This is a genomic window from Zhongshania sp. (genome assembly GCF_041623545.1).
Taxonomy (GTDB): Bacteria; Pseudomonadota; Gammaproteobacteria; order Pseudomonadales; family Spongiibacteraceae; genus Spongiibacter.
Map to the genome: position 1 here is coordinate 1 of NZ_JBFJWS010000039.1, position 19,084 is coordinate 19,084.

16 protein-coding genes are annotated in these 19,084 nt (G+C 51.9%); 5 read left to right on the forward strand and 11 right to left on the reverse strand.

Annotation, left to right across the window (positions count from 1 at the left end; genetic code table 11):
* Positions 1-44: 44 nt before the first annotated feature.
* The 7 genes from cmk to gyrA form a co-directional block, all read right to left on the reverse strand.
* Complete coding sequence (gene cmk / locus ABYT30_RS06680) at positions 45-737, reverse strand: (d)CMP kinase (RefSeq protein WP_373080786.1); 693 nt, start codon at positions 735-737, stop codon at positions 45-47.
* Positions 734-2,035: a 3-phosphoshikimate 1-carboxyvinyltransferase gene (gene aroA / locus ABYT30_RS06685; RefSeq protein WP_373080785.1), complete on the reverse strand. Its 1,302-nt coding sequence runs from the start codon at positions 2,033-2,035 to the stop codon at positions 734-736. The genes cmk and aroA overlap by 4 nt, the downstream gene beginning before the upstream one ends.
* Before the next feature lie 25 nt (positions 2,036-2,060).
* Positions 2,061-2,969 carry a prephenate dehydrogenase/arogenate dehydrogenase family protein gene (locus ABYT30_RS06690; protein ID WP_373080783.1) on the reverse strand — a complete coding sequence of 303 codons (909 nt, stop codon included), beginning with the start codon at positions 2,967-2,969 and terminating at the stop codon, positions 2,061-2,063.
* Entirely contained in the window at positions 2,962-4,065 is a 1,104-nt protein-coding gene (gene hisC, locus ABYT30_RS06695) for a histidinol-phosphate transaminase (protein ID WP_373095722.1), read from the reverse strand. The genes ABYT30_RS06690 and hisC overlap by 8 nt, the downstream gene beginning before the upstream one ends.
* A gap of 43 nt (positions 4,066-4,108) precedes the next feature.
* Positions 4,109-5,254, reverse strand: a complete 1,146-nt coding sequence (gene pheA / locus ABYT30_RS06700) for a prephenate dehydratase (RefSeq protein WP_373080780.1) — start codon at positions 5,252-5,254, stop codon at positions 4,109-4,111.
* Between the two features lie 5 nt (positions 5,255-5,259).
* On the reverse strand, positions 5,260-6,339 hold the full coding sequence (gene serC, locus ABYT30_RS06705; RefSeq protein ID WP_373095724.1) for a 3-phosphoserine/phosphohydroxythreonine transaminase: 1,080 nt from the start codon (positions 6,337-6,339) through the stop codon (positions 5,260-5,262).
* A 93-nt stretch (positions 6,340-6,432) separates the two neighbouring features.
* Complete coding sequence (gene gyrA / locus ABYT30_RS06710; protein ID WP_373080777.1) at positions 6,433-9,075, reverse strand: DNA gyrase subunit A; 2,643 nt, start codon at positions 9,073-9,075, stop codon at positions 6,433-6,435.
* Positions 9,076-9,347: 272 nt separating this feature from the next.
* On the opposite strand from gyrA, the gene ABYT30_RS06715 reads away from it, so the two are divergent.
* The 4 genes from ABYT30_RS06715 to ABYT30_RS06730 are packed head-to-tail and all read left to right on the forward strand — an operon-like array spanning position 9,348 to position 12,851.
* Positions 9,348-10,676: a TRZ/ATZ family hydrolase gene (locus ABYT30_RS06715; RefSeq protein WP_373095726.1), complete on the forward strand. Its 1,329-nt coding sequence runs from the start codon at positions 9,348-9,350 to the stop codon at positions 10,674-10,676.
* A 1-nt stretch (position 10,677) separates the two neighbouring features.
* A complete protein-coding gene (ubiG, locus tag ABYT30_RS06720; protein WP_373080773.1) occupies positions 10,678-11,406 on the forward strand; it encodes a bifunctional 2-polyprenyl-6-hydroxyphenol methylase/3-demethylubiquinol 3-O-methyltransferase UbiG in 729 nt (242 codons plus the stop codon).
* The gene (locus ABYT30_RS06725) at positions 11,406-12,077 is read left to right on the forward strand and encodes an HAD-IA family hydrolase (RefSeq protein ID WP_373080771.1); all 672 of its coding nucleotides are present in this window, start codon (positions 11,406-11,408) and stop codon (positions 12,075-12,077) included. Before ubiG ends, ABYT30_RS06725 begins: the two co-directional genes overlap by 1 nt.
* 9 nt (positions 12,078-12,086) lie before the next feature.
* Positions 12,087-12,851, forward strand: a complete 765-nt coding sequence (locus ABYT30_RS06730) for a YciK family oxidoreductase (RefSeq protein ID WP_373095728.1) — start codon at positions 12,087-12,089, stop codon at positions 12,849-12,851.
* A 105-nt stretch (positions 12,852-12,956) separates the two neighbouring features.
* Here the strand turns inward: ABYT30_RS06730 and ABYT30_RS06735 are convergent, their stop codons facing one another.
* The 4 genes from ABYT30_RS06735 to ABYT30_RS06750 form a co-directional block, all read right to left on the reverse strand.
* The gene (locus ABYT30_RS06735; protein ID WP_373080767.1) at positions 12,957-13,802 is read right to left on the reverse strand and encodes an HDOD domain-containing protein; all 846 of its coding nucleotides are present in this window, start codon (positions 13,800-13,802) and stop codon (positions 12,957-12,959) included.
* Between the two features lie 92 nt (positions 13,803-13,894).
* Positions 13,895-15,073: an alanine--glyoxylate aminotransferase family protein gene (locus tag ABYT30_RS06740; protein WP_373080766.1), complete on the reverse strand. Its 1,179-nt coding sequence runs from the start codon at positions 15,071-15,073 to the stop codon at positions 13,895-13,897.
* Between the two features lie 113 nt (positions 15,074-15,186).
* The gene (locus ABYT30_RS06745) at positions 15,187-16,674 is read right to left on the reverse strand and encodes an exonuclease domain-containing protein (RefSeq protein ID WP_373095730.1); all 1,488 of its coding nucleotides are present in this window, start codon (positions 16,672-16,674) and stop codon (positions 15,187-15,189) included.
* 245 nt (positions 16,675-16,919) lie between these two features.
* The gene (locus tag ABYT30_RS06750; RefSeq protein ID WP_373095732.1) at positions 16,920-17,081 is read right to left on the reverse strand and encodes a type I secretion C-terminal target domain-containing protein; all 162 of its coding nucleotides are present in this window, start codon (positions 17,079-17,081) and stop codon (positions 16,920-16,922) included.
* Between the two features lie 666 nt (positions 17,082-17,747).
* Between ABYT30_RS06750 and ABYT30_RS06755 the strand changes: the two genes are divergently transcribed.
* A partial coding sequence (locus ABYT30_RS06755) for a TolC family outer membrane protein (protein WP_373095734.1) occupies positions 17,748-19,084 on the forward strand: 1,337 nt, incomplete at its 3' end.

A 19,084-nucleotide genomic window follows, 5' to 3' on the forward strand; every position in this document is an offset into this window, starting at 1 on the left:
GCCAGCTGGTATTTGCGCTGTCTGTGACGGTTTTTTGCCCGCTTTTACAAGCTAGGCAGTCGAATCTTGGCTTCCGCCAACACCCGTTCGAACACTTCTTCTATTCCTAAACCGCTGCTATCAAGTTGTATCGCGTCAGCAGCGGGCTTTAAAGGAGCCAGTTCGCGCTCAGAATCTCGCTTATCTCGAGCCTGAATCTCCAATAAAAGGGTCGCGAGATTAACATCATCACCCTTTGATTTCAACTGCTTATAGCGCCGCTGCGCGCGTTCCTCGGCGCTGGCGGTTAGAAATATCTTCAATGGCGCGTCGGTAAACACCACCGTACCCATATCCCTGCCGTCAGCAACCAAGCCCGGCGCCTGAGCAAAGTCACGCTGGCGCTGCAATAAAGCGCTGCGCACGGCACCCAAAACCGCCACTTTCGAGGCTAACAGGCCGGTTTTCTCGGTGCGCAGTTCGCCGCTCACGTCATCACCTTCAAGCAATACCGAGGTCGGCTCGCCTGCTGCGCCGGGCACAAACTGCACATCTAAATTTTTAGCCAGTTCGGCAACGGCCAGCTCGTCGTCCAACGCCACGCCGTGACGATCGGCGGCCATACCGGTTAATCGGTACAAGGCGCCGCTGTCTAATAAATGCCAACCAAAATGACGCGCCAAGGTCTGGCACAAGGTGCCTTTACCTGAGCCACTGGGACCATCGATAGCTATTACCGGCACCGCTATTTCACTCATACCAATGCCTCTATATTCATGCCCAAGCCCGCTGCCAATTCAACAAAGTTAGGAAACGAGGTCGCGACATTGTCACAATCTTGGATTCGAATGACCTCAGTCGCGCGCAAGGAAGCCACGGCAAAAGACATGGCGATTCGGTGATCGTGATGACTGTTAACAGTAGCGCCGGTAATTTGGCCGCCGTCAATAACAATACCGTCTTCGGTGGGCTGAGCCGAAATACCCATGGCCTGAAGGCCATCTGCCATCACCTGAATGCGATCACTCTCTTTAACTCGCAGCTCTTCGGCGCCAGTCAGCACTGTGCGACCTTCAGCGCAGGCTGCAGCCACAAACAGCACTGGGAATTCGTCTATCGCCAAGGGCACCTGATCTTCAAGAATATTAATGCCTTTAAGCTTAGCATGGCGAATACGAATATCGGCGACTGGCTCACCGCCGACCTCGCGCTCATTAAAAACAGTAATATCGCCACCCATGGCGCGAAGAATATTGATCACACCAACGCGGGTCGGGTTAATGCCGACGTGTTCGAGCGTCAAATCGGCATCTGGGCAAATACTCGCCGCCACCATAAAAAAGGCCGCCGAGGAGATATCCGCAGGCACATCGATATGCACCGCCGACAAACGGCCGCCGCCCTGCAAGCTCGCGACTGGCCCAGAAACCTGAACGTCGTAGCCAAAACCCCGCAACATGCGCTCGCTGTGATCCCGAGTCGGCGCCGGCTCGGTGGTGCGCGTTTGACCTTCCGCGTATAAGCCAGCCAATAGCACGCAAGATTTGACCTGAGCACTGGCCATGGGTAACACGTAATCAATACCCTGTAATTTACTGCCGCCGCGCAGGGTTAAGGGGGGCCGACCACCCTCCCCAGTTTCCACTACCGCGCCCATTGCCCGCAGCGGCGCAGCAACACGCTCCATGGGCCGCTTGCTCAGCGATACATCACCGGTCATAGTCACATCAAAGTTCTGGCCCGCCAACAAACCGGCCAAGAGCCGCATTGAGGTGCCGGAGTTACCGACATACAAATCACCCGCCGGCGCTTTTAAACCATCGCGGCCGACACCGTGAATCACCACGCGACCATCTTCGGGCCCGTCAATTTGCACACCCATGGCCTGAAACGCTTTAAGTGTAGACAGCGCGTCCTCACCTTCAAGAAACCCGTCCACAGTGGTGATGCCGTCTGCAATAGCACCAAGCATAATAGAGCGGTGAGAAATAGATTTATCGCCTGGAACACGGGCTGTACCGCGCATCTGACCACCGGGCTGCAATAGGAATTCCACGATTAGATTCTCTTTAATAAGCAAATTAAGATGAGGGCGATTTCTTTTGCCGACTGAGATACTGCCCCAAAAAGTGTTCGTCACGGGCGCGCTTAGCACGATCAAAGGTGGCATAAAGGCTATCGCCATCACCGCTGGCAATCGCCGCGCGGACTTTGTCTAAATGGGCACTGAAATCATCTATGCCCTGCAATATTGCGTCTTGATTGGCAAGGGCGATATCGTGCCACATGGTCGGGTCGCTGGAGGCAATACGGGTGAAGTCGCGAAAACCGCCTGCGGCAAAACGAAAAATATCCGCCGCCGATCCGTTTTGGGCAAGGGCATCGACAAGGGTATAAGCCAAGACATGGGGCAAATGACTGGTCGCGGCCAATACCGAGTCGTGCTCCGCGACGTCCATGCACACCACTTCGGCGCCGCAAGCCTCCCACATCGCCTGTATCAGTGCTGTCGCTGGCTCAGAGGTAGTCGACAAAGGCGTTAGAATCACACGGTGGTCTAAAAACAAATCGACGGTGGCCGCCTCTACGCCACTCTGCTCAGACCCAGCAATGGGGTGGCCCATCACAAAATTAGCGGGCACCTCGCCAAATACGCGCTCGGCGGCGCGCTGCATATTGCCCTTAACACTGGCAACATCGGTCACGATCATAGCGGGGGTCATTAGCGGCGCCAGCTCAGCCAGCACTTTTTCAGCAATCAAGGTCGGCGTGGCGATCACCACAACGTCAGCATTGACCACCGCTTCCGCCATATCGAGGGTCCACGCATCGATAACACCAAGCGCCAAACCTTTTTCTAACGACGGTGCTCGACGGCCAGTCGCGACAACCTGCCCTACGGCGCCCTGCGCTTTTAGCGCCCGAGCCAAGGAGCCACCCATCAGCCCTAAACCGATAATGGCAAGCTTATTTATATGAAACTCAGACACCCAACACCTTTTTCAGCGCGTCGAGAAAGCGCTGGTTCTCGTGTTCCAGGCCAATAGACACCCGTAAATGTTTGGGCATTTGATACACGCCAACTGGCCGTACAATTACACCTTCGCGCAATAAATTTTGGTAAACCGGCATGGCATCGCACAACAATTCCAAGGCCACAAAATTTCCTAAGGATGGAATATACGTCACACCCAGTGCATCCAGGCCCTCGCATATTTGCAGCATACCGTCGCGATTGACCTGCTGGCTGCGACGCAAATAATCATCGTCATCCAACACCGCCACGGCTGCCGCCAAGGCCGGCACACTAACATTAAATGGCGCTCGCACCCGGTTTAACAAATCTGCCGTCGCTGGACTACTCACTCCATAGCCAATGCGCAAACCGGCAAGGCCATAAGCCTTAGAGAAAGTGCGAGTGACGATAATATTGGGGTAAGTTTTTAAAAATTCTAAGCCATCAGGAAAATCATCAGCGCCAGCAAACTCAATATAAGCTTCATCAAGCACGACCATAACGTGGTCTGGCACTTTGCTGAGAAACGCGGACAAATCTTCGCGATTTAAATAATTACCGGTGGGATTATTTGGGTTGGCAATAAACACCACACGAGTATCAGCTTCAATTGCCGCCACCATGGCATCAAGGTCGTGACCCCAGTTTTTCGCAGGCGTTACTATCGCTCGGGCACCCACCGCCTGCACGGCGATGGGGTAAACAATAAAGGCGTGCTGGGAAAAAACGGCTGAGCAGCCTGGGCCGAGAAAAGTGCGAGCAATAAGGTCAAGCACATCATTCGAACCATTGCCGAGAGTAAATTGCAGCTCAGTCACACCCAGCTTTGCTGCCAATTTTTTCTTAAGTTCAAAACCGCTGGCATCGGGGTAAAGATGCAGATTTTTTAAGGCATTTTCAGCCGCAGCCAAGGCCAGCGGTGACGGTCCCAGCGGGTTTTCATTGCTGGCCAACTTAACAACATCACTCAAACCCAGCTCGCGCTGTAACTCTTCAATCGGCTTGCCCGGCTGGTAGGGCTGTAAACCACGCACACCGGCATTCGCCAGCGCAAATACATCGCAACTCACTATTCAGTTACCTTCCGCATTAGGGCTAGGGGCAAACACATAACTAAAGCGCCGCCTTGGGGTAAGAACCCAAGACTTTAAACATAATGGAGTGCTGTTCAATGGTATTGAGAATATCGATAATTTTAGGGTCTTCGCGATGACCTTCAAATTCAATAAAGAACACATAGGTCCAGGTTTCGCTACGCGAGGGCCGAGTATCGATGCGGGTCAGCATGACATCCGCTTTTTGAAAGGGCTCAAGCAATTTAAACAAGGCACCGGGACGGTTGCGAGCCGACACGACCAGCGATGTTTTATCGCGACCGCTGGGCGAAACATTTTCGCGACCGATAATCAGAAAGCGGGTGGTATTATCAGGTTGATCTTCAATATTGCCCGCCAGCTGCTGCAAGCCGTATTGAGTTTCAGCTAAATCACCCGCAATCGCAGCGACGCCCTCTTCCTCCGCGGCCATGCGCGCGGCTTCGCCATTGCTACTGACCGCAGCGCGCTCGACACCAGGAAAATTCGCATCCAACCAGCGCCGACTTTGCGCCAAAGCCTGCTGATGGGCACATATCCGTTTAATTTCTTTGCCCGCTGTCTGGCTGCTCACCAAAAGATGCAAGCGGATGCGCAGCTCAACTTCGCCGCAAATTTTTAACGGTGAATTAATGAAGGCATCGAGCGTATGAGAAACCATACCCTCGGTAGAGTTCTCTACCGGCACCACGCCGTAATGGCACTGACCGGATTCTACTTTGGCAAACACGCCATCGATAGAAGCTTGAGGTACGCTAATAACCGCGTGGCCAAAATGCTTCAAGGCCGCCGCTTGGGTAAAGGTGCCACCGGGGCCTAGGTAAGCCACTTCCATCGGTTTTTCTAAGGCCAAGCACGCCGACATGATCTCGCGAAAAATAAACGCCACAGTGTCGTCTGCTAAAGGGCCATTATTCGACGCCTTCACCCGCGCCAAGACCTGGGCCTCGCGCTCGGGGCGGTAAAATAATAATTGCTGCGAGCTATTACTATCGCCACTGGACTCAAACTGCTGGGCCGCCGCGAACTCGGCCAGTTTCACCTCAGCCACTTGCTGGGCGCAGCGTGCGCGTTTATTCAATAATTCGTGAATCTGGGTATCGATGCTATCGATATCCTGACGCAGGGTATTGAGATCCACTGGCGGCGTTTTGCTTTCACTCATAGTAATTAGCTGTTCTGCTCGGCAAAGGCTTTCATATAAGTAATCAATGCATCTACGGCTTCTTCTGGCACGGCATTGTAAACACTGGCGCGCATACCGCCCACGGAGCGGTGGCCCTTCAAATTCAGGAGGCCCGCTTCTTCAGCACCGGCAAGGAAAGCTTTATCCAAGCTCGCGTCAGCTAAAACAAAGGGAATGTTCATCAATGAACGGCTAGCCACCTCAACAGGGTTACTATAAAAACCGCTGGCATCGATATAGCCGTACAATTTTTCGGCTTTACGGCGGTTAATCACTTCCATGGCTTCTAGGCCACCCTGCGCCTTCAACCATTTAAAGACCAAACCTGCCAAGTACCACGCTAGCGTCGGCGGAGTATTGTACATAGAGTCATTATCGGCAGCGGTTTTATAATCCATCATGGTTGGCGTAATCGCGCTGGATTTACCCAGCAGATCTTTACGCACAATAACGATAGTCAAACCCGCAGGGCCGATGTTCTTCTGGGCGCCAGCGTAGATCAGGCCAAATTTATTCACATCAATAGGACGCGACAAAATAGTTGAAGACATATCTGCCACTAAAGGCACCTTGCTTTCAGGCGTCCAAAAGAATTCCACGCCGCCAATGGTCTCATTGGGGGTGTAGTGCAAATAGGCCGCATCGTCACTCAGCTTCCAGCTATCGAAAGCCGGAATGCTAGTGAAGTTAGTATCTTCAGAGCTAGCAACCACATTGACATTGGCGTAGCGCTTGGCTTCTTTAATGGCCTTTTTAGACCACTCGCCAGTATTCACATAATCAACGACCTTGCCTTCACCCATCAGGTTTAAAGGCACCGCAGAAAACTGACTGCTAGCGCCGCCCTGTAAAAACAGCACAGCATAGTCGTCGGAAATCCCCATTAACTCACGCAGATCGGCCTCTGCCTCATTGGCAATACCAACCATTTCTTCGGAGCGGTGGCTCATTTCCATTACCGACAAACCGCGACCCTGCCAGTCCAGCATTTGCTCTGCAGCTTCAGTTAATACGGCTTCAGGAATAGAAGCTGGGCCTGCACAAAAATTAAAACGACGTGCCATTTAAATTGCCACTCCAAAGATAAAAAGTTGGATAGCGGCAGGGCGCAAACCCCACCGCCTTTTCTTGCTTAAAACTGTTCGCGTAAAGAAGACTTATTCGTCAACCGCTGGCGCATCATCACCGGCAGCATCATCAGGCTCAGCAGCGATAACATCCGCCTCGCTCGCGATCACAACTTCACCATCTTCGTCCAATGGCAGCGCTTCATCTTCTTCATCTACCCGTTGCACGCCCACTAAGTGCTCGTCTTCTTTAAGACGAATAACCCGAACGCCTTGGGTATTACGACTCAAGATCGACACCTCGTCAGTGCGGGTACGCACCAAGGTGCCCTGATCACTGATCAGCATTAGATCGTCGCCCTCAAAGACTTGCACGGCGCCAACGAGTGGACCGTTACGCTCGCTCATGGCCATGGCGATAACACCGCGGTTACCACGCCCTTTAGCTGGGAAATCTTCAACCAAGGTACGTTTGCCGTAGCCATTTTCTGACACGGTCAACACGCAGCCACCCTCTTGGGGAATAATCATCGCGATAGCGCGCTGGCCTTCATCCATACGGATACCACGTACACCACGTGCAGTACGACCCATAGCGCGCACGTCTTTTTCAGCAAAACGAGCAGCTTTACCCGCACTGGTCAGCAGCAGGATATCGTTTTCGCCGTTAGTGATTGCGGTGCCAATTAGCACATCACCTTCATCAAGCTCAATCGCCCGCAAACCAACACTGCGCTGGCGCGAAAAGGCCTCTAGCGGTGTCTTTTTAACGGTGCCTAAACCGGTAGCCATAAAGATGAAATAGCCTTCAGTGTACTCGTTGACTGGCAATATCGAGGTAATACGTTCGTCCTCACCCAATGGCAGTAAATTCACCATTGGTCGACCCCGCGAGTTACGACCCGCAACGGGGATTTGGTATACCTTCAACCAATACACTTTACCGATATTACTGAAGCACAAAATCGTGGTATGCGTATTCACCACCAATAAATGCTCAACAAAGTCTTCGTCTTTTACTGAGGTAGCCGACTTACCCATGCCACCACGGCGCTGAGCCTGATAGGTATCCAGCGGCTGTGACTTCGCATAACCACCATTAGAAATGGTAACAACGCGGTCTTCTTCGGGAATCAGGTCTTCGTGGTTCAAATCCAAATGCGAAGCAACAATTTCACTGCGACGCTCATCGCCGTAGTCAGCCACAACCTGCTCAAGCTCACCGCGAATCACCGCAATCAGGACGTCTGGATTCGCCAAAATATTCAAGTATTCAGCAATTTCCAGTAAGCGCTCTTGATACTCGCCCAGCAACTTCTCGTGCTCAAGGCCAGTCAGCTTTTGCAAACGCAAATCCAGAATCGCTTGAACCTGTACTGGCGACAGGTAGTACTGGCCGTCCCGCATGCCGTACATTTCTTCCAAATCATCTGGCCGACACGCATTTTCGCCAGCGCGCTCTAACATGCCAGCAACGTCACCCAATTTCCAAGGACGCGAAATCAGATTATCTTTGGCTTCTTGGGTGGTGGCCGAGGCCTTGATCATGGCAATAATTTCATCAATATTGGAAATCGCAATGGCGAGACCTTCCAATACATGTCCACGTTCCCGTGCCTTGCGCAGCAAATAGACGGTACGGCGGGTAACGACTTCGCGGCGGTGGCGAATAAAGTATTCAATAAGCTGCTTTAAATTTAGAATACGTGGCTGTTTATCGACCAGCGCGACAATATTAATGCCAAATACATTCTGCAGCTGGGTCTGGGCATATAGGTTGTTTAAGACAACTTCGCCGCTTTCGCCACGTTTCATCTCAATGACTACCCGCAAACCGTCCTTATCAGATTCGTCGCGCAGTTCTGAAATGCCTTCAATTTTCTTCTCTTTAACCAACTCGGCGATTTTCTCGATCAACCGCGCCTTGTTAACCTGATACGGCAGTTCGTGGATGAGAATCGTTTCACGGTGAGTCTTTTCATCGATGATGACCTCGGCACGAGCGCGAATATAAATGCGGCCGCGACCGGTCTTATAAGCCTCTACGATACCTGCACGGCCGTTAATAATTGCCGCCGTCGGGAAGTCTGGGCCGGGGATATGCTCCATCAACTCTTCAACGGTGATATCCGGATTATCGAGGGTTGCCAAGCAACCGTTAATCACTTCGGTCAAGTTGTGAGGCGGAATATTGGTCGCCATACCTACCGCGATACCTGAGGAGCCGTTAATCAGCAGCGCAGGAATCTTCGTTGGCATGACTTCTGGAATTTGCTCAGTGCCGTCGTAGTTTGGCACCCAATCCACGGTCTCTTTGTCGAGATCAGCGAGGATTTCATGGGCAATTTTGCGCATACGAATTTCGGTATAACGCATCGCCGCGGCATTATCACCGTCGATGGAACCGAAGTTACCTTGACCGTCGACCAGCATATAGCGCAGCGAGAAGGGCTGCGCCATGCGAACGATGGTGTCATATACCGCAGAATCGCCGTGGGGATGGTATTTACCAATAACATCACCAACGACACGGGCCGACTTCTTGTAGCCCTTATTCCAATCGTTATTGAGCTCGCTCATGGCGAACAATACCCGGCGGTGAACCGGTTTCAAACCATCCCGGACGTCGGGAAGTGCCCGACCCACAATAACGCTCATTGCATAATCGAGGTAGGACTGTTTTAGCTCATCCTCAATATTGACCGGCAAAATCTCTTTAGCTATATCAGCCATGAACGGGGTAATTCCTTATTATGGATGCTCGCTTCGCAGCATTGGCGCTGAGAAATCGGCCGCATCCGGTATTTAAGCCAGCACTGACGCCATCACCGCAAGCGACGCAACAGCTCGAAGCAGAAAATAAAGCGGCAATCATAGCATAATTTCAACAGCCTAAGACAGTTCAAAATCGCCGTAAATCAATGCGCTATCACCACAATTCAGCCCACAGCCGCGCCTTTTGCGGGTATACTGGCGACTTTGCCCAACAGGATCCGGACAGCCCTATGCCTGCCCCCACAAACAATCGCGCCGACACTCTGATTTTTGCCCGCTGGATAATCCCGATCACTCCGAATAGCGCGCCGCTTGCCGACTATGCCATTGCCATTAGCGACGGTAAAATCAGCGCCATTCTGCCAGCAGATGAAGCGCAGAGCATTGCCGCGGAGGAAACATTACACCTCAAACACCACGCGGTTATGCCCGGCTTAATCAACGCCCACGGCCACGCCGCGATGAGCCTATTTCGCGGTATGGCCGACGACAAGGCCTTACACACTTGGTTAAATGACTATATCTGGCCTGCCGAGGGCCAATGGGTTAATGAAGAGTTTGTCCGCGATGGCAGCGAACTGGCCATTGCCGAAATGCTACGTAGCGGTACTACGACTTTTAGTGACATGTACTTTTTCCCTGAGATCACTGCGCAAGTGGTCCGCAAAGCCGGTATTCGCGCCCAGCTCAGCTTCCCGATCTTCGATTTCCCCTGCGCTTGGGGCAGCGGGCCAGACGACTACTTCCGCAAAGGTTTGGCCCTGCTCGACGAACACAAATACAGTGAGCTAATTAATATTGCCTTTGGCCCCCACGCGCCCTACACCGTCGGCGATGAGGCCATGCAACGCATTGTGACCTTTGCTGCTGAGCTCGACGTACCGATTCAAATCCACCTTCATGAAACTCAGCAGGAAGTGGATGACGCCGTGGCGCAATCCGGCAAACGGCCCATCGCCCGCCTCGCCGAACTGGGCCTGCTCGGCCCCAAGACCCAATGCGTGCATCTAGCCGCCCTCAGTGACGAAGATATCACTACGCTCGCCAGCCATGGCTGCCACGCGGTGCACTGCCCCGAGTCCAATTTAAAACTGGCCAGCGGCTTTTCACCTATCGAGAAAATGCGCAAGGCGGGTATGAATGTTGCTCTTGGCACCGACGGCGCCGCCAGTAATAACGACCTCGACTTGTTTGGCGAAATGCGCACTGCGGCCCTACTGGGCAAAGCCGTGGCAGGAGACGCCAGCGCCCTACCCGACAGCTACGCCTTAGAAATGGCCACGATCAACGGTGCAAAAGCCTTGGGCATCGATCACTTGGTGGGCAGTATTGAAGTCGGCAAGCAGGCCGACATCATTGCTATAGATCTGTCGGCACTAGAGCAACAACCCATTTACAACCCCGTATCGCAAATCGTATACACCAATATTGGCCATCGGGTTCGCTATAGCTGGATCATGGGCCGCAAGGTGCTGGATAATGGCGAACTGACCACGCTAGACAGCCGGGACATCATTGCCCGCGCTGAGCTCTGGCGCAAAAAAATTAGTGGAGAATAAAATGCAGCAGGCTCACTCAAACACCACGGGCAATAATGTTGACCCAGCAGAAATTGCCAAGTTTGAAGAACTGGCCCACCGCTGGTGGGATCGCAATAGCGAATTTAAACCGCTGCACGATATCAATCCACTGCGCGTTAACTATATAGATGAACGCTCTCCTTTGGCCGAACGCAAAGTCGTCGACGTGGGTTGCGGGGGCGGTATTCTGTCTGAATCCATGGCCCAGCGCGGCGCCAAGGTCAAAGGCATCGACATGGGCGAAACCCCGCTAAATGTCGCGCGCATGCACCAGCTAGAATCCGGCACCAAGGTTGAGTATTTTCAAATCACTGCCGAAGAATTAGCCGAAGACGAGGCCGGCTGTTATGACGTAGTGACATGCCTAGAAATGCTTGAGCATGTACCCGACCCATCCTCAGTGATTCGCGCCTGCGCCAAACTCTGCAAGCCTGGTGGCGATATCTATTTCTCCACCATCAACCGCAACCCCAAGGCGTTTATGTTTGCCATTGTCGGCGCCGAGTATTTATTAAAAATGCTGCCCCGGGGCACCCACGATTTTAGTCGCTTTATTCGCCCTGCCGAGCTGGCCAATTGGGTGCGTCAAGCCGACTTACAACTGCAGCACATGACGGGTTTGACCTACAACCCGATTCTGCGCACTTATCGTCTTAATGATAAAGATGTCGACGTCAATTATATGATTCACGTCAAGAAGCCTCTGTAATGCTAAAAGCCGTATTGTTTGATCTGGATGGCACCCTGCTCGACACCGCAGCGGATTTCACTGCGGTGTTAAACGCCATGCTCGCCGAGCGAAAATTGGCACTACAGAACTATGACGAGGTGCGCAAACGGGTTTCCGATGGCGCCCGCGCGGTGGTCAGCCTTGGCTTTCAACAGCAAGAAGGAGAAGCCGGCTACCAAGCCCTGCTCGACGAATTTCTCGATCGCTACCTAGCCCAGCTCGCGGTAAGCACCACCCTCTTCCCGGGCATGAGCGAGACCCTAGATCACATTGAAAGCCTCGGCATGCAATGGGGGATTGTGACCAATAAGCCCGCCCGTTATACCGAGCCCCTACTCATCGCAATGGGCTTAGACCAACGCTGCGCCACCGCGATATGCCCCGACCATGTGACAAATCGCAAGCCACATCCAGAGCCTATTTATTTGGCTTGCAAAGAAATCGACTGCCCGCCTGCTCACGCCATTTATGTTGGCGACCACCGCCGAGATATCGATGCTGGCCGCAATGCCAGCATGCGCACCGTGGCCTGCGCTTACGGCTATGTCTCAGCCGGTGATAGCGCCGAAAGCTGGGGCGCAGACTATATTGTTTCTCAAGCAGCAGATTTAATTCCACTCCTAAGCCAACTCCAAGCATCGCAAACCTGAGGATACTCCGTGCCCCTAAGCCTCCCCAATGATTTTATTGCCGCCCCCCAGTGCTTGGCGGGCAAAACCATTTTAGTCACCGGCGCTGGCGACGGCATTGGCCGCGCAGCGTCATTAAGCTTTGCAGAACACGGCGCCACCGTAATATTACTGGGCCGCACCGTCGAAAAACTAGAAGCGGTCTACGACGAAATTGAGGCTGCTGGCTACCCTCAAGCCGCTATTTACCCGGTGCATCTGCGCGGCGCGGTCATGAAAGATTATGATGAGCTGGCGAATACCATTGAACGAGAATTTGGCCGCCTCGATGGCCTACTCCACAACGCAGGCATACTTGGACAGCGCCGCACCTTGGCGCAAACCAGCATTGACAGCTGGGACGACGTATTACACGTTAATATCACCGCCGCCTTTATGATGACCCAAGCGCTACTGCCTATGCTGGCCGCCGCTAACTCCGCGTCTATTGTCCTAACCTCATCCAGCGTTGGTCGCAAAGGCCGGGCATTTTGGGGAGCCTACGCCGTCTCTAAATTTGCCACAGAAGGTTTTATGCAAGTACTCGCTGATGAAGAGTTTGAGCTGAACAACACCAGAGTGAACACGATCAATCCCGGCGCCACCCAAACCGTCATGCGCCGCACGGCCTATCCCGGCGAAAATCCTCAGGACAACCCGCTACCTGAAGAGATTATGCCGCTGTATTTATATTTAATGAGCGATGCCAGCGCTAAGGTCAACGGCCAGCAGTTTGACGCCCAGCCAAAAGACTAAGCCATCACGCCCAGATTATTTACCTAGGAGCTTTAAAAGGGATATAAATCAGAGGGGGACGCGCTGCTCATCAAATCAACCGACATGCAGCGCGATCGGTTTTCATCAGTCGCGCAACATGCCCTGCATTAATTCGATCTGCTGCTGATAAGCCTCATCGCCCTTACCTGGCGTCACGGGCAAACCGAGTCGTTCAAAGGCCTTCACTTCAGCCCAATCTACTTCCGCTAATGGATGCTGAGTGCCGACATAGGTCTGCAATCTCGCCACAGTGACAACATCCGCATAGTCCGCTGTTTTAACATCGCGCTGAAAGTCGGCACAGCCTTCCGGAACAGCAATCAGCTCATCAGCAAAGCCCCAGACTTCTAGTATGCGCCGACCCACCTCAGGACTTAGCCGCAACAAGGCCTGATCCAATAACTCAGGGTGATCGCGCAGGAACCCCCGACCAACGGCATAGGACAAAATAGGGAGCGCACCTATTTGATGAATGATACCCGCAAGTGTCGCCAACTCAGGCTTAAGATGCGCCTGCGATGTCGCCAGAGTATAAGATATTGCAGCAACATCCGTACTCTGCACCCAAATACTACGCATGCGCTGATTTAAGGACTCTTTGGTAGACAGAAAAATTTGCTGCATTGCCAAGGTTGTGACCAAGGTGCTGGTGTAACCCAAACCTATGCGACCTATTGCGCCCTTTACGTCATTGATCGGTTGCAACCCCCGCAACAGAGAACTATTAGCAACCCGTAAAATTCTCGCAGCGATCGAACTGTCGTTCTCAATAATAGTAGCAAGCATACCAATATTGACCTCGGGATCGCTGGCCGCCTCACGGATCTCCAAAGCCACTTCAGGCAAGGTCGGCAGCACAATTGCATCATTCTCAATTGCCTGCAGCAAATCCGTTCGGATCTGATCAATCAAAGGGGTACTTGAATTCACATCAACTCACTCATCAACTAATTAGCAAAAATACAGACAACTGAAGATTAGCAGATAATTAGCCACTGCAAAAAATTCTGTAATGACTATATTTACGCCAATACAGCCTCAGCAGCAGCAAGTGCTGCATTAGCATCACATTTGTAACCTTGCGCAAGCATTGCCGCGGCCAATGCTGACAACAGCATACGAATATTTTCAGGTTTAGCGCTATAGCCCATCAAGCCAATACGCCATACCTTACCGGCAAGATCACCCAGTCCAGCGCCAATTTCTAAATCATGGTTGGCCAGCAAGTATTGACGGGTAGTTGCGTCGTCTACGCCATCAGGAATATAAACGCTGTTGAGCTGGGGCAAGCGTTGCTCGGCCGCCACCACAAATTGAATACCTAAGCTTTCTAAGCCAGCCGCCAAGGCGTTGTGCATGGTGGCATGACGCTGCCATGCATTCTCTAAGCCCTCTTCTTGCAGCATAACGAGAGATTCATGCAAGCCATACAAGGCATTTACCGGTGCGGTGTGGTGGTAGGCACGCTTTCCGCCCTCACCCCAATAGCCCAAAATAAGATTCATATCTAAGAACCAGCTCTGCACTGGGTGCTTACGTGCCTTAATAGCTGCCACTGCCGCTGGGCTGAAGGTCACCGGCGATAAGCCCGGTGTGCACGACAAGCACTTCTGGCTACCCGAATAGACGGCATCAGCCTGCCACTTATCTACCAATAAGGGCACACCACCCATTGAGGTCACCGCATCAACAATGCTCAAGCAACCGTATTGCTTCGCCAAACCACACAGGGCTTCGGCATCGCTCAGCGCACCAGTCGAAGTTTCGGCGTGAACAAAAGCCAACACTTTAATATCGGCGTGCTCTTTTAAAGCCGCCTCAACAGCGGCGGGCTCAACAGCTGTACCCCAAGCAAAATCCAAGCGGATCGCAGTAGCGCCACAACGCGTCACATTCTCAATCATCCGATTGCCAAATACGCCGTTCACACAAACCAGCGCCTTATCACCGGGCTCAAGCAAATTAACAAAACAAGCTTCCATGCCGGCTGAACCCGGCGCAGAAATGGGTAAGGTCAACTCATTGCTGGTTTGAAACGCATACTTCAACAGTTCTTTGGTTTCATCCATCATGCCCACAAACAATGGGTCGAGATGGCCCAGTGTTGGCCGACCCAGCGCTTCAAGGATACGCGGATGCACATCAGAAGGACCTGGACCCATCAAAGTGCGAAGAGGAGGATGAAACGAAGAAATGGCCATAGGAGAATCTCACTGATCTGCTGCTGCGCCACAAGCGCAAGCAGCTGTATTAAATAGGACTAATATGTTGACGGCGATTATACCTGATTAGGACGCGGGGGTAGAGACTGAGTTCACGTCACGCAGTCATCGCTTATTGCCACATTAAATTGTGACAAGGGCTGCCAAGCCAAATCATGCTGAAAAGCTCGGAATAATCGATAATGCTCGTAACGAAACTCTTGGGTTTGATCACATATACGGCGTGCTGCAGCTAAATCTAGCGGTTTAGCCTCGCCACTTAACTCAAACAACTGCCCGCGTTCAGCGTCCCAACGGAAGCTGCCGAAATGCCGCCAGTCGTGCACTAAATGCCATTCGCTACGGCCCGCCCCATTATCCTCATGAACCAACACTGGCTCAGCAAAGGGCCATGGCGCATACAAATATCCGGCAAACGCCACTTTTACTTGCGCGGAAAAATCAGCCGCTGTTTCTGCTGTTGGCGCGAGAGGCGAACCACCGGATTTCTCTGCAGTTAAAATGCAAGCACCACACTCACAAAGCTCCCCTTCAACAAGCACTGCCAAACGTCGCAGACACAGCTGATGCTCCTTTGCCAACTCTCTGATACGGGTTTTAGCGTGTTTACGCTCGCGAAATAGCGCAACTGACTCACCAGTCGACGCTATATTGGCGGGCAAGCCAGAACGCAATCGCAGCTGTAGCTCGCCACGGTCGTCCGTGATAAAGCGCACACAACAGGCCTTGCCCAAAGCTTTAGCACGGCGTTGAAGTAATGGCTTTTCGTGACGCAGGGCGGCACTTAAATGTAAGCCCGCAGATAATTCTCCGGCCAGTACTTGCCACTGCACAGAATCGACTCGACGCACCAATTTTGCCGCTTTACTGTCCCCTGTGGGGTTCTCAAAATGAGAGAGCACCTGCTCCTGCAGAGACCTAGCAGTGCCTAGGTACAATAATTCCCCGGCCTCGCCCAATAACCGATAGATGCCCGCCTGACAGGGAATCGCATCAATATCGGCCTGACTCATCGACGGTGGCAGCACCGGCATGCCCAGCAGCAATCCAACTTCAAAATTAAAAACGGCTTCGCCTTTATCTGCGCGGGCGTAGTCGAGAAAAGCTTTCATCGCGTCGACATCGGCCATCGCCCGGTGATGCACTTCCGAGTAAAAACCGATACGTTCACAAATGGCCTCTAAACCGTGTTTTGGCCAATCGGGGTAAAGTGTCCGCGCCAGTTTCAGCGTACATAAAACACGGGGCTGATAGTCGCGGCCATAACGCGCAAAATTAGCCCGCAAAAACCCAGCATCAAAGCGGGCATTATGAGCAACTAAAATGGCATCATCCAAATACGACCACAGCAATTCCTGCACGTCGGCAAAGCGTGGTTTACCGCGCAACATACTGCTACTAATACCAGTAAGACTCTGAATAAATGAAGGCACTGAACAAAGTGGATCTATTAAAGACTCCCATTCTAGATCCACTTCGCCGCCAACAACGCGCACAGCCACTTCCATTATGTGATCTTGGCTGGCCTGCCCACCCGTGGTTTCTAGGTCAACTAAGGCAAAGCGGTAATTGCCTAACACCGAGCACCCCTGAAAGGTATCGGGGTGAATCGAGTAGTGGTGCAAGAAGGCGACATGATGTAAACCAACCTAAAGCGAAAACGTATCCCAGCATGATAAACCACGCAGAGTTGCGCAACATAGAAATTGGCCAAATATTGTGAATAAGCGTTGAATATACCTAAATTTCCGTCGCGCATGTCACTGAGCCTCTAGAAATGCACTACGGAAACTACACTATGATTACAGACAACAGTTGGGTTCGCTTAATCAACAATCAAATTACCGTTAGCGAGTAAGCTGACGAAAATATCTTGGTCACTCAAGGTTTCCGCTCCAGCAAGATCAACACCCTTCAGGGTAATATGTTGTTGGGACTCGAAGGTCGCGCCGCCATCCCTCAATGCGTCATTACCGCTGCAGCTCAACAAGACATCTGAACTATCACCGCCCAGCGGGGAATAATCCCCTAAGCCACAGCCAATATTATCGCGCCCTTATAACCCAGCATAATATCGCTAGCCGCGGCGTCAGTCCGGAGGCATTAAAATTAGCCTCATAAAGTCAAGCTAATCTAATATGTTAGAAGCAGAAGTACAGTTTCATATATTTTATCGAAGTTAGTCGAAATCACCGTACTAACATCCATACACGCCACCAATTCGTGAAGCTCACTTCTTTATACTTTTAAAGTAAATTCCCTATCCGAAACATCTACCCCCCTTGCTTCCACTCGAGCTTTTCCTCGCCATTCATAGCACTTTTTATCGCCCACAATACCAGTCTAATTAGCTTGAACCGCGCCGATCAAATTCCAACCAAGATCTAAAACGGACAAAGAAACAATAACTTTTTCTGCTGTTCGCTACGAGGCATAAGCCAGATACAGCTGCAAAAATCCAAAAAATTCGACCATTATGAAAATCACATATTCGCTAGTAACATTATGATTTAAAACAATAAAAATACATTACAAACATCCACCTCCTGCTATAGGCTTTCGGGTTGCTTATCTCGAAGGGTCTGCTATACCTTATAGAGATTATGAGCTGTTCTCGCTAATTTCGGGTTAAATATCCTTGCAGGGAAAGCCAATGAAAAGCCAACTTAGTAAATTAGTTATATGCTGCGTTCTGACCTCCTTTTCGCTATACGTTGCGGCGACTGAGGTTATCAGTGATTTCGAGCAAGCTATTAAACACGCGGTAGTTAATAATCCCAGCGTCCAAGCTAGCCTACATGCCTACAAGGCGGCTGGCCACGAGCTGCGATCGGCTAAGGGAGGCTACCTTCCCCGAGTTGACCTTACCTCAGAATTTGGCGAAACCACGCGGGAAACGCCCATCTTTCCAGAAGACAGCTATTTAGAGGACAACACTCGGCTCACGCTAACGCAAATGCTGTTTGATGGGTTTGCTACTAAGCACCGCAGCGGCGAGCTTAGTCACGCTCAGCGAGCCGCCTATTACGAGCTACTGCGCACCGCTGAAGAAGTTGCCCTAGAAGCGGCAAAGGCCTACCACGATGTGGTGCGCTACCAAGCACTAGTAGTACTCGCTGAGCAAAATCTTGAAGAACATATGAAAATTTACAAGCATGTTGGAGAACGTGCCGATGCGGGGGTCAGCCGAGGCGTTGACCTCGATCAAGCCAACGCGCGACTCGCCCTCGCCGATTTCAATTTGCTGCAAGATGTAACAAATCTCCACGATGTGGTCACCCGTTTTCAACGGGTGGTAACAGCGATGCCCGCGACTAAATTACCCCAGCCGGCACTGACATTTGACGGCATCCCTGGCACTCGAGACGAGGCATTAAGTCAGGCCTACGATAGCAGCCCGCTGCTCCAAAAAGCGCTTGCCACGTTAGCAGCCGCCGACTCTGCCGCTAAGTCACAAAAATCTCGCTATTTCCCGAAACTTGATTTGCGTCTGCGCGCCGAACAAGGCCACGATATCGACCGCCTATTAGGCCGTCACGACGAGCGCGCTGTCGAGCTGGTACTTACCTATAACCTTTACAACGGGGGCTCTGATCGCGCCGCAAGAAAACAGTTCACAAGTCTCCGTGATGAAGCCTTCGACCTCCGCGTTCAAGCCTGTCACGACGTGAGGCAAAATTTACTTATCGCCTACACTGACATCGACAGCATAACGCGCAAACTCGTATTTTTACTCCGTAATGAACAATCTATCGAAAAGGCGAGAATTGCCTATCGCAAACAATTTGATATTGGTCAGCGCACCCTTTTAGATTTACTCGATTCAGAAAACGAATATTTTGATGTAAGCCGATCGGTGGTCAGTTCTGAGCAAGATCTTGCAATTGCGAAGCTGAAAACACTTAGCACAATGGGGTTACTAACCCGGAGTATTGGGGTGGGTGGCGCCATTCCTGATTCAAAATTCAAATACGAGAATGCCGGCTGCCC

Coding starts and splice junctions, on each gene's coding strand:
- ABYT30_RS06715 (WP_373095726.1), top strand. CDS start 9,348: ATGCCTGCCCCCACAAACAATCGCGCCGACACTCTGATTTTTGCCCGC.
- serC (WP_373095724.1), bottom strand. CDS start 6,339: ATGGCACGTCGTTTTAATTTTTGTGCAGGCCCAGCTTCTATTCCTGAA.
- pheA (WP_373080780.1), bottom strand. CDS start 5,254: ATGAGTGAAAGCAAAACGCCGCCAGTGGATCTCAATACCCTGCGTCAG.
- ABYT30_RS06725 (WP_373080771.1), top strand. CDS start 11,406: ATGCTAAAAGCCGTATTGTTTGATCTGGATGGCACCCTGCTCGACACC.
- cmk (WP_373080786.1), bottom strand. CDS start 737: ATGAGTGAAATAGCGGTGCCGGTAATAGCTATCGATGGTCCCAGTGGC.
- ubiG (WP_373080773.1), top strand. CDS start 10,678: ATGCAGCAGGCTCACTCAAACACCACGGGCAATAATGTTGACCCAGCA.
- ABYT30_RS06740 (WP_373080766.1), bottom strand. CDS start 15,073: ATGGCCATTTCTTCGTTTCATCCTCCTCTTCGCACTTTGATGGGTCCA.
- gyrA (WP_373080777.1), bottom strand. CDS start 9,075: ATGGCTGATATAGCTAAAGAGATTTTGCCGGTCAATATTGAGGATGAG.